Origin of the sequence: Streptacidiphilus anmyonensis, assembly GCF_000787855.1 — a bacterium.
Classification (GTDB): domain Bacteria; phylum Actinomycetota; class Actinomycetes; order Streptomycetales; family Streptomycetaceae; genus Streptacidiphilus; species Streptacidiphilus anmyonensis.
The window spans coordinates 346542-356469 of sequence record NZ_BBPQ01000001.1; the positions used below are offsets into that span (position 1 = coordinate 346542).

Sequence of the window (9928 nt, forward strand, 5' to 3'; positions counted from 1 at the left end):
ACGGCAACATCCGGACCGGCCCACGTGGTGCCGCGCGCCCTCGCGGGTATACGCGCTTCGGCACCCGCCCGCTGCACGTGTGCAGCACCCCCGGCCACGCACCGCCTGCACCACCCGAACGACCCGCACCACCCGAACGACCCGCACCGCCTGCACCACCTTCGAGCGGCCTGACGATCCTCGAGGAGTCGTGATGAGTGACAGCGCTCTGGCCCTGCGCGAACTGCTGACGCATCTGCTCGGCGTCGAGCCGCCGTTCCGCGTGCGCACCTGGGACGGCGCCGAGGCCGGACCGGCCGACGCGCCGCTGCTCGCGTTGACCGACCGGCGGGCCCTGCGCCACCTGCTCTGGGCGCCGAACGAGCTCGGTCTCGCCCGCGCCTACGTCTCCGGGGCGATCACGCTGCCCGGCGAGGACGAGGACGCCGACAGCACCGAGCTGTACGAGCTGCTGCGTCGCCTCGCCGCTCTCGCCGAGGACCGGCCGGAGCTGTCGCTGCGCCCGACGATGCGCCAGGGGTCGGCACCAGGGTCCGGACCGGCATCGGAACCGGGATCGGGGCCGGGCGTGAGGTCGGAATCGGGGGTGAGGTCGCGATCGGGGGCGAAACCGGGGTCGGCGCTCTCGCCGGGCAGCCTGAAGGCGCTGTTCGGCCCGGACTCCCGCCGGATGGTCGCGACGGCGGCCCGGCTCGGCGCGATCGGACCGCGTCCGGCGATCCCGCCGGAGGAGATGCGCCGCTCGCGCGGCCCGGTGCACACGCTGCGGCGCGACCGTGCGGCGATCAGTCACCACTACGACGTGGGCAACGACTTCTACCGGTTGGTGCTGGGCCCCTCGATGGTCTACTCGTGCGCCTACTGGCCGCCGGGGACGGCCACGCTGGAGGCCGCGCAGGAGGCCAAGCTGGACCTGGTCTGCCGCAAGCTCGGGCTGCACCAGCTGCCCCCGGGCTCCCGACTGCTCGACGTCGGCTGCGGCTGGGGTTCGATGCTGCTGCACGCGGCGCGGCGCTACGGCGTCACCGGCGTCGGCGTCACGCTCTCCGCCGAGCAGGCGCGGATGGCCCGCGAGCGGATCGCGGACGCCGGTCTGACGGACCGGGTGGAGATCCGGCTGCAGGACTACCGGGAGGTCGTTGACGGGCCGTTCGACGCGATCTCCAGCATCGGCATGGCCGAACACGTGGGCTCGGCCATGTACCTGCGCTACGCCAAGACCCTGCACGGCCTGCTGCGGCCGGGCGGGCGGCTGCTGAACCACCAGATCGGCCGGCGGCCGACGGCCCCCGGCCAGCCGTACCGGCTGAGCCCCTTCATCGCCGCCTACGTCTTCCCCGACGGCGAGCTGGCGCCGATCGGCACCACGGTCTCCCTGCTGGAGCAGGCCGGGTTCGAGGTCCGCGACGTGGAGTCGCTGCGCGAGCACTACGCGCTGACGCTGCGCCGCTGGGTCACCAACCTTCAGGAGGAGTGGACGCAGGCGGTCAAGCTGGCGGGCCTCGGCCGGGCCCGGGTCTGGCGCCTCTACATGGCCGCGTGCGCCCTCGCCTTCGAGGAGAACCGGATCGGCGTGAACCAGGTGCTGGCCGTCAGGAACGGGCCCGGAGGCACCAGCGAGCTGCCGCTCAGCCGCCGCGCATGGCTGGAAGACGCCCCTGCGCGGCCGGAACGGGGCGTGGGCGACTGAGCGGGCGGACCCGGCCCCGAGGACGGAGCAGCCGGCCAGGCGGGACGGAGTAGCTGATCAGAGCCCTGGCAGGGCTCGAGCGAGGCCCGAGAAGGGCTCTAGCAGAGGGCTCGTCAGCCTGACGGAGCATTCACATTTCCCGCCGAATAGCGCCCGGATCTTGCCACGGTAAACTGACGGCATGACAGGACAAGTTCGCACCGTCGATGGGCGTGTCGCCGGGCGACGCGGACAGGCCACGCGGCAGAAGCTGCTGGACTGCCTCCGCGAGATGCTCGCGACCTCGCCCTACCGGGACGTCAAGGTCATCGACGTCGCCCGGATGGCGGGTACCTCCCCCGCAACCTTCTACCAGTACTTCCCCGACGTCGAGGGCGCTGTCCTCGAGATCGCGGATGAAATGGCCAAGGACGGCGCCGGCCTCAAGGACCTGGTCGCCGACAAGTCGTGGGTCGGCAAGGCCGGCTACCAGACGGCGGAGGAGCTGGTCGACGGCTTCCTCTCCTTCTGGCGCGACAACGAGGCCATCCTGCGTGTGGTGACGCTGGGCGCGGCCGAAGGGGACAAGCGGTTCTTCAAGATCCGCATGAAGATCCTCAACGCCGTGACCAACTCCCTCACCGACTCACTCAAGGCCATGCAGGCCTCCGGCAAGGCGGACAAGTCGGTCAGCGCGCCGGCTGTCGCCGGTTCGCTGGTGGCGATGCTGGCTGCCGTCGCGGAGCACCAGAAGGGGTTCGACTCCTGGGGCGTCAAGGCGAAGGAGCTGACGCCCAACCTGGCTCTGCTGGTCTACCTCGGCATGACGGGCAAGAAGCCCCCGAAGTAGCCATCCCGGCCACCACAACACCATCACTGCGGAGCCGTGGGGCCCGGTCGCCTGTCCGCCGGCGTGAGCGCCGGGGCTGTGCCTCGGGGGAGGTAGGTCCTGCGCGCCCACGGCCCGTCCCGCTCGGGCGGCATCGTCGATGACCTGGCGATGCCGCCCTTTTCCTTTGCGCCTTTCCTTTGCACCACCTCTTGTGGTGCATCACCTGTCGTCGAACCGTCCTGTCGCCGTCGTCGCACCGACCTGTCGCGGCTCCAGCCGGAAGACGCGGATCTCGCGCTCGACCCGGGCCTGGTAGGAGGCGTACGGGGGCCACATCGCCAGCAGCGCCGCCCATGCCTGGGTGCGTTCCCCGCCGGAGAGCAGCCGGGCGCGGACCGGGACGGTCCGGCCGCGGTGTTCGACGACGGCGTCGGCGTCGGCCAGCAGGTTGCCGGTCCACGCGGGGTGGGAGGTGCGGCCGAAGTTGCTGCCGACGACGAGGAACGTCCCGCCCTGCGGCAGACAGGCCAGCGGGGTGGTGCGGGGCTCCCCGCTCCTGCGGCCGGTCGTCGTCAGGAAGAGCGAGGGCAGCATCCACTGACTCAACATGAACTTGCCGCCGCTCAGCCGGTGCACCGCCTTGTCCAGGCGGGGCACGATCGACGGGGCGACCCGGGCGAAGGCCGGCGTCGCCGAGACCTTCTGCATGGCGTTCTCCAGCACTCTCATCGCGTCGCGCCTCCTGTTTCCGCTCCGGTCGGGGCGAGCACGCCCGACAGTTCCGCCGCGCGGGCCCGCAGCAGGTGCGGCGGGCCGAAGAGCAGCTCGTCCGCCGCGGCCCGCTTGAAGTAGAGATGGGCGTCGTGCTCCCAGGTGATCGCGATGCCGCCGTGCAACTGGATCGCCTCGGCGGACGCGGCCCGCGCGGCGGTCAGCGCGTGGGCGAGCGCCAGCAGCGCGGGAACGGGGTCCTCGGGCGTCGTCGTGGCGGCCCAGGCGGCATAGAGCATCGCCGAGCGCGCGGTCTCGACGGCGACGTAGACGTCCGCGAGGCGGTGCTTGACGGCCTGGAAGGCACCGACCGCACGCCCGAACTGGTGCCTGACCTGTACGTACTCCACGGTCCTGGCGAGCGCCTGGGCGGCTGCGCCGACCGCCTCGGCAGCCACGGCGACGGCCGCCGCGCGGCCCACCCGGGCCAGGGCCGGGGCCGCGTCCAGCTCCGGGTCGCCGAGAGGGCGGGCGGTGACGTCGCGCAGCTCGATCCGGCCGACGCTCCGGGTCTGGTCGATGCCCGCGCTGCGTTCGCGGCGCAGGCCGGGGACGGGGACGGGAACGGGAACGGTGTAGCCCACGTCGGTGGTGTCGGCCACGTCGGCGGCGGGGGCACTCGCCGCCTCCACCGCGAAGAGGACGGTGCGGCTGCGCGGGAAGCCGCCCGCGTGGGCGGCGACGATCAGCAGGTCGGAGCGGGCGCCGTCGAGGACGTGAGTGGCCTCCCCGTAGAGGGTCCACAGGCCGTCGGCCGCCGGTCTGGCCTGGATCCCGCCGGCCCGTCCGCCACCCGCCGGGACGTCGCCGGGCAGCAGGCGCGGGTTCGTGTCCGGGACCAGGCCGAGGGCGAGGGCGGGGGTGCCCGGCAGGGCGAGGGCGGCCGTCCCGGAGCCGGAGGCAAGGGGCGGGAGCAGTTCGTCGCACTGGTCCTCGGTGCCACAGGCGGCGATCGCTCCCGCCGCGAGCACGGAGCTGGCGAGCAGCGGGGAGGGCAGCAGGGCGCGTCCGGCCTCCTCGCAGGCGAGGGCCAGCTCGATCGGGCCGAGTCCAGAGCCACCCTGGCGCTCCGGGAAGGCGAGCCCGGCCAGTCCCGGCTGCTTGGCGAGTCGGCGCCACAGTTCGGCGTCGTATCCGGTCGCCGAGACCGCGGCGCGACGGACCTCCTCCGGTCCGGCCTGCTTGGCGAGCACGTCGCGCAGGGCGCGGGCGATCTCTTCCTGTTCCTGGGTGAGCGCGGGATCCATGCCGCCTCCTGGCTTACAGCCGCTTCGTCTACTGCTACAGGCAGAACGTCGATCTGACGGTTCGTCATACTAGGTTCCGTCGCGTGCGCCGCACAGGGGCGCGCCGGAGCAGATCTGATGTACCGTCAGATTTATGACTGCTTCCGGCCCCTCGGCCCCGCCCAGCGGCTCCGGCCCGCTCCGTCACCCCGTCCCCGACGACGACGGCGACGCGACCGGCAGGCGGCGCCGGGTGGCGGTGGTGGGCGTGGCGCTCAGCGAGTGCGGGCGCGTGGACGACGCCACCCCGTTCCAGCTGCACGCCCAGGCCGCGCGGCGGGCGCTCGCGGACTCCGGACTGCCGAGGGACGTGATCGACGGCGTGGCCTCCGCCGGTCTCGGCATCCTGGCGCCGGTGGAGGTCTCCGAGTACCTGGGCCTGCGGCCCACCTGGACCGACTCCACCTCGGTCGGCGGCTCGACCTGGGAGGTCATGGCCGCCCACGCCGCCGACGCCATCGCGGCGGGCCACGCCAACGCCGTCCTGCTGGTCTACGGCTCCACGGCCCGCGCGGACCTGAAGGCGCGCCGCCGCACCGCCGCGCTCTCGCTCGGCGCGCGCGGACCGCTCCAGTTCGAGGCGCCCTACGGGCACACCCTGATCGCCAAGTACGCCATGGCGGCCCGTCGGCACATGCACGCATACGGCACGACGGCCGAGCAGTTGGCGGGCGTCGCGGTCCAGGCCCGCACCAACGCCGCCACCAACCCGGACGCGATGTACCGGACCCCGATCAGCGTCGACGACGTCCTTTCCGGCCCGATGGTCGCGGACCCGTTCACCAAGCTGCACTGCTGCATCCGCTCGGACGGCGGCTGCGCGGTGCTGCTCGCGGCGGAGGAGTACGTGCCGGACACCCGGCGCGAGCCGGTCTGGATCCTGGGCACGGGCGAGGCCCTCAGCCACAGCACGATGTCGGACTGGGAGGACTTCACCGTCTCCCCCGCCGCGGCGTCCGGCCGGCTGGCCTTCGAACGGGCGGGCGTCTCGCCGGCGGACGTGGACCTGTGCGAGCTCTACGACGCGTTCACCTACATGCCGCTGGTGATGCTGGAGGACCTCGGCTTCTGCGCGAAGGGCGAGGGCGGCTCCTTCGTCGAGGCCAAGGCGGGCCGCCTGCTGCGGGACGGCGAACTGCCCACCAACACCGACGGCGGCGGCCTCTCCGCCTGCCATCCGGGCATGCGCGGCCTCTTCCTCATCGTCGAGGCGGTGCGCCAGCTCCGCCGCGAGTACGCGGCCTCCGCGCCCGAACGGCAGGTCCCCGGCGACCCACGCGTGGCGCTGGTCAGCGGCACGGGCGGCTGGTTCTGCTCCTCGGGGACGCTCGTCCTGGGACGGTAGCCGCAGGCGGCGGGCGCAGCCACCGGATGTGTGAGCGTCACCATCATGGCAGGTCAGCGGGGGTTTTAGTAGGACCGATCGCACACGGGTGAAGCCTTGTTGGGCCACCTCGCGAGGGCCGAACATCTCCGTCATGACTTCTGCCGAGAACATCCATCCCGACATGGTCATCCGAGCCCGAGTGAAGCTGCTGGGAGTCGACCGGCTCCCGCACGAGGAGAGGGTGGACGCCTACCGCCTGCTCGTCCGCGTCGATCCGCGCCACCTGCCCCGCCTCGTCCGCTACCTGCTCGTGTGGGACAAGGACGGCGCCCCGGCCCCGGCCCTGCGCCGAGCCATCCTGGAGGAGGCGGTCTCCGCCGCCCGTCGCCTCCCGGCCGGCGACCCCGAACGCGCTGAACTGCTCGACGCGGCCCTCGCCGCGTACGAGCGAGCGCAGCTCAGTCCGATGTGACAGGGACCGGGACCCGCAGGCGTCCCTCGCAGGTGCGAATCCGCTCAGCCTCAGCCCATCGCATCCACGCACGCTATGGGCTGGGGATCGCGTCAGGGCGGCGAGTCACCCTGCTGGCAGCCGAGGCCGGCATGGTCCACCAGCCTCTCCGATGCCTGGCGGACGCGGCCCGTCTCACCGGCGGCGGAAGAGGCGTACGCCGCGGCACGTCTGCGGTTCGAGTTGGGCGAGGCGGTACGCCTCCGCCGTGGTGAGCTCGGGCTCTCCCAGACCGAGCTCGGCCGGAGGGCCGGCATGACCCGGTCCGCCGTCGCCCGCTTCGAAGCGGGCGGAACGGTTCCCACACTCCCGCTTCTGGACCGGATCGCAGACGCGCTCGGCCTGCCCCTGAGGGTCGAGTTCGTGGAGCACGCGAAGATCGCTTGAGGCGTCCTCAACTGCCGTGCCCGCGGGTCGACCCCCACGGGGTCAGGGGCAGCGGACGACCTGGCCGGCGTAGGCGAGGCCGCCGCCGAAGCCGAAGAGGAGGGCGGGGCCGCCCGAGCGCAGTTCGCCGCGTTCGGCGAGCTTGGAGAGGGCGAGGGGGACGGAGGCCGCGGAGGTGTTGCCCGAGTCGACGACGTCGCGGGCGACAACGCAGTCCGGCGAGAGGCCGAGCTTGCCCGCGATGGCGTCGATGATGCGCAGGTTGGCCTGGTGCGGGACGAAGGCGACCAGCTCGTCCGGACGGACGCCCGCGCGCTCGCAGGCCTGGCGGGCGATCGGGGCGAGCTGCGTGGTGGCCCACCGGAAGACCGCCTGGCCCTGCTGGCTGATGGTCGGGTCCCAGCCGTCGATGCGGACGGCGTCGCCCTTGGTCGGGTCGGAGCCCCAGACGACGGGGCCGACGCCCTCGAAGTCGTCGGCGGCCTCCAGGACGGCCGCGCCCGCGCCGTCGGCGAAGATCACGCAGGTGGAGCGGTCGCTCCAGTCGATGGTGTCGGACATCTTCTCCGCGCCGACGACGACCGCGCGGCGGGCCGCGCCCGCGCGCAGCGCGTGGTCGGCGGTGGCGAGCGCGTAGGAGAAGCCCGAGCAGACGGTGTTCACGTCGTACGCCGCCGGAGTCGGGATGCCGAGACGCGCGGCGACCTGGGCGGCGGTGTTGGGGCTGCGGTCGATCGCGGTGCAGGTGGCGACGACGACCAGGTCCACGCTCTGCGGATCGAAGCCGCTGGCGGCCAGCGCCTTGGCGGCGGCGCGGGAGGCCATGTCGGCGACCGTCTCGTCCGGGGCCGCGATGTGCCGCCTGCGGATGCCCACCCGCGAGGTGATCCACTCGTCGCTGGTGTCGACCAGCGACGCGAGATCGTCGTTGGTGAGGACCTTGGACGGCTGGTAGTGACCCAACGCGACGATGCGGGAACCTGTCATGGCTCCCACTCAAGCTGATTACCGATGGGTCTCCCGGAGAGGCTTGGCACAGGATCCACCGATGGGAGCTGTAGATCCCGGACAAACCCTCACAACGTGCGACGTTCGCGTCACTGTGCGAGCGACGCGGCGTCGCCCATCACGATGACCGGGTGCTTGGACGGGTCGAGGGCCAGCAGCAGGGCCCGCATGTCGTCCTTCGCCAGCGCGACGCAGCCGTGCGTGGGCCCGCCGTGGTCGACGTGGACCCAGATGCCGCCGCCGCGCGAGGCTCCCATCGGGCGCTCCCCGTCGAGCGGGGACGTGCCGGGAACGTGGTTGTAGTTGATGGCGACGACGTAGTCGAAGGCGTCCGCCAGCGACTCGCCCTCGAAGCCGGTTCCCGGCGCCTGGAACGCGGAGGAGCGCGTGTACGGGAGCTTGGTGCCCGGGTTCGCGTCGAGGCCGCCGGCGTCGGTGAGGGAGAAGACGCCGATCGGGCTGTGCAGGTCGCCCGCGTGGTGGTCGGTGGTCCAGCCGTCCTTGGCGTTGCGCGCGGCCCAGCTCGGACCCGGGATCCAGCCGCCCGCGGCGGTGCGGGTGTAGAGGACGGCCGTGCCCGTGTTCTGGTTCTTGCCCTTGCCGGTCACCAGCAGCACCTGCTGCGTGCCGGCCGGCACCTTGGCGAGGAAGGCCGCGCCGAGACCCGGCAGCTGCTTGACCGCGGCCGCCGGGGTCGCCCGGTCGACCGAGCGGGAGGCGTCGCCGTCGCCGGTGCGCCCGGCGACCGGAACCGCCGAGGAGTCCGCCTGCGAGGCGGAGTTCGCGTCGTGGTGCGGGTTCACGAGCCCGGCCACCGCTATCACCGCGACGGCGGCGACGGAGCCGACGCCGAGGAAGCTGGTGCGCTTCAGACGCCTGCGACGCGCGTGCGCGCGGGCCGCGGCCCGCGCCTGCGCGCGGCTCGGCCGAGGGGACCCGGCGGCGTCGTGGTGGGCGGCATCGTGGTGGGCGAGATCGTGGTGGGCGACGTCGAAGTCCGCGCCGTCGTGGTGGGCGAGATCGTGGTGGACGAGATCGTGACGGGCCGCGACGCGCTGCCCGGCGGAGCCGCCGACCGTGTACACGCCTCCGACGCCACCGCCGTAGGAGTCCCCGTAGGACCCCCCGTACGCACCGTCCTCGTACGCACCGTCACCGTAGGCCGGGCCACCGTAGGCCTGGTCACCGTAGGCCGCGTCGACGAACGTCGCGTCACCGTAGGCGGCACCCTCGCCGTCGTAAGGCGCACCTGGGTGCGGCATGGTGGCGGGTCGGGGCACGGGGCCGGGGCGGGCGTGGCTGGACATAAGTGGATCCTCGCAGGTGGTCGACGTGACGCGGGCCGGTGAGCCGCTGGCCACCACCTCTCGGTCCCTCCGCCCGCACCCTGGTGTGCAGGCGTCACGGCCGTCACGCTACCCCCATCGGGTGATCGTGAAGGGCACCGGCGTGTCTGGGACCACGGATTTCTGAGGTCCGGTCAGTCTGCGACGCGCCGCGTCCGCCAGGGGCGACCGGCCGCTGCCTGCAGCCGCACACCGTCAGCACACGGATCACCCGATGTGTCTAAGGTCACAGCTACTACACAGCGTCAGGCTACCGGGTGGGAGCGCCTTTACGGCCCCGCCGGAGCCCGACGGTCCGTCGGACGAAAGACGGGCACCTTGGGACTGTCTCCGCCTTCTACAGCAAACGCGACAAAATCGACAACAAGCTTCATATCAACCTGAAGCAGCGTCGGATCGCAGTCCACGACCGTGGTCATCATGCGCGGCCCCTCCGCCAACTCGACCACGGCGGCGACATAGGGCAGGCGGTCACGGAAGGGTGGCAGGTCGTTGGCGTGCACGACGGACCAGGTGTAGAGGGTCGCCCGGCCGCTCGCCTGCTCCCAGGCGACGTCCTCGCTCCAGCAGTACGGGCAGAACTCGCGCGGGTAGTGGTGCGGCCGTCCGCAGGCTTGGCAACGGCGCAGCAGCAGCCGGCCCTCGGCGGCGGCGTCCCAGTAGGGCTGGGTGAACGCGTCCGGCTCGGGGAGGTCGGTGCGGGGCATGGGCATCAGGCGTCTCCGTCTGTCCGATCCGGTCGTCGAGGGAGGGCGTGAGCGGCGGGCGTGAGCGGCGGGCGTGAGCGGCGG

General features: G+C 72.7%; 10 protein-coding genes. 5 read left to right on the forward strand and 5 right to left on the reverse strand.

Going from position 1 to position 9928, the window contains the following annotated elements:
- Positions 1 to 193: 193 nt before the first annotated feature.
- Together TR50_RS01525 and TR50_RS01530 are read left to right on the forward strand one after the other, a co-directional pair.
- On the forward strand, positions 194 to 1690 hold the full coding sequence (locus tag TR50_RS01525; protein ID WP_042412763.1) for a class I SAM-dependent methyltransferase: 1497 nt from the start codon (positions 194 to 196) through the stop codon (positions 1688 to 1690).
- Positions 1691 to 1871: 181 nt separating this feature from the next.
- Complete coding sequence (locus TR50_RS01530) at positions 1872 to 2519, forward strand: TetR family transcriptional regulator (protein WP_042364995.1); 648 nt, start codon at positions 1872 to 1874, stop codon at positions 2517 to 2519.
- A 201-nt stretch (positions 2520 to 2720) separates the two neighbouring features.
- Here TR50_RS01530 and TR50_RS01535 read toward each other — a convergent pair whose 3' ends face one another.
- Together TR50_RS01535 and TR50_RS01540 are read right to left on the reverse strand one after the other, a co-directional pair.
- Positions 2721 to 3230 (reverse strand): nitroreductase family deazaflavin-dependent oxidoreductase, encoded by a 510-nt coding sequence (locus TR50_RS01535; RefSeq protein ID WP_042412765.1) that lies wholly within the window; start codon positions 3228 to 3230, stop codon positions 2721 to 2723.
- Positions 3227 to 4519 (reverse strand): acyl-CoA dehydrogenase family protein, encoded by a 1293-nt coding sequence (locus TR50_RS01540; protein ID WP_042412767.1) that lies wholly within the window; start codon positions 4517 to 4519, stop codon positions 3227 to 3229. Before TR50_RS01540 ends, TR50_RS01535 begins: the two co-directional genes overlap by 4 nt.
- Positions 4520 to 4652: 133 nt before the next feature.
- Here TR50_RS01540 and TR50_RS01545 point away from each other — a divergent pair, with 133 nt between their 5' ends.
- From TR50_RS01545 to TR50_RS01555, 3 genes are all read left to right on the forward strand, one after another.
- A complete protein-coding gene (locus TR50_RS01545; protein WP_084699628.1) occupies positions 4653 to 5903 on the forward strand; it encodes a thiolase C-terminal domain-containing protein in 1251 nt (416 codons plus the stop codon).
- A gap of 133 nt (positions 5904 to 6036) precedes the next feature.
- Positions 6037 to 6357, forward strand: a complete 321-nt coding sequence (locus TR50_RS01550; protein WP_152648197.1) for a hypothetical protein — start codon at positions 6037 to 6039, stop codon at positions 6355 to 6357.
- A gap of 75 nt (positions 6358 to 6432) precedes the next feature.
- A complete protein-coding gene (locus TR50_RS01555) occupies positions 6433 to 6783 on the forward strand; it encodes a helix-turn-helix domain-containing protein (protein WP_042412772.1) in 351 nt (116 codons plus the stop codon).
- Positions 6784 to 6825: 42 nt separating this feature from the next.
- Here TR50_RS01555 and TR50_RS01560 read toward each other — a convergent pair whose 3' ends face one another.
- The 3 genes from TR50_RS01560 to TR50_RS01570 form a co-directional block, all read right to left on the reverse strand.
- The gene (locus TR50_RS01560; protein WP_042412775.1) at positions 6826 to 7770 is read right to left on the reverse strand and encodes a beta-ketoacyl-ACP synthase III; all 945 of its coding nucleotides are present in this window, start codon (positions 7768 to 7770) and stop codon (positions 6826 to 6828) included.
- A 110-nt stretch (positions 7771 to 7880) separates the two neighbouring features.
- On the reverse strand, positions 7881 to 9098 hold the full coding sequence (locus TR50_RS50305; protein WP_439654184.1) for a L,D-transpeptidase family protein: 1218 nt from the start codon (positions 9096 to 9098) through the stop codon (positions 7881 to 7883).
- Between the two features lie 308 nt (positions 9099 to 9406).
- Positions 9407 to 9850: a Zn-ribbon domain-containing OB-fold protein gene (locus TR50_RS01570; RefSeq protein WP_042412778.1), complete on the reverse strand. Its 444-nt coding sequence runs from the start codon at positions 9848 to 9850 to the stop codon at positions 9407 to 9409.
- Between the last annotated feature and the right edge of the window lie 78 nt (positions 9851 to 9928).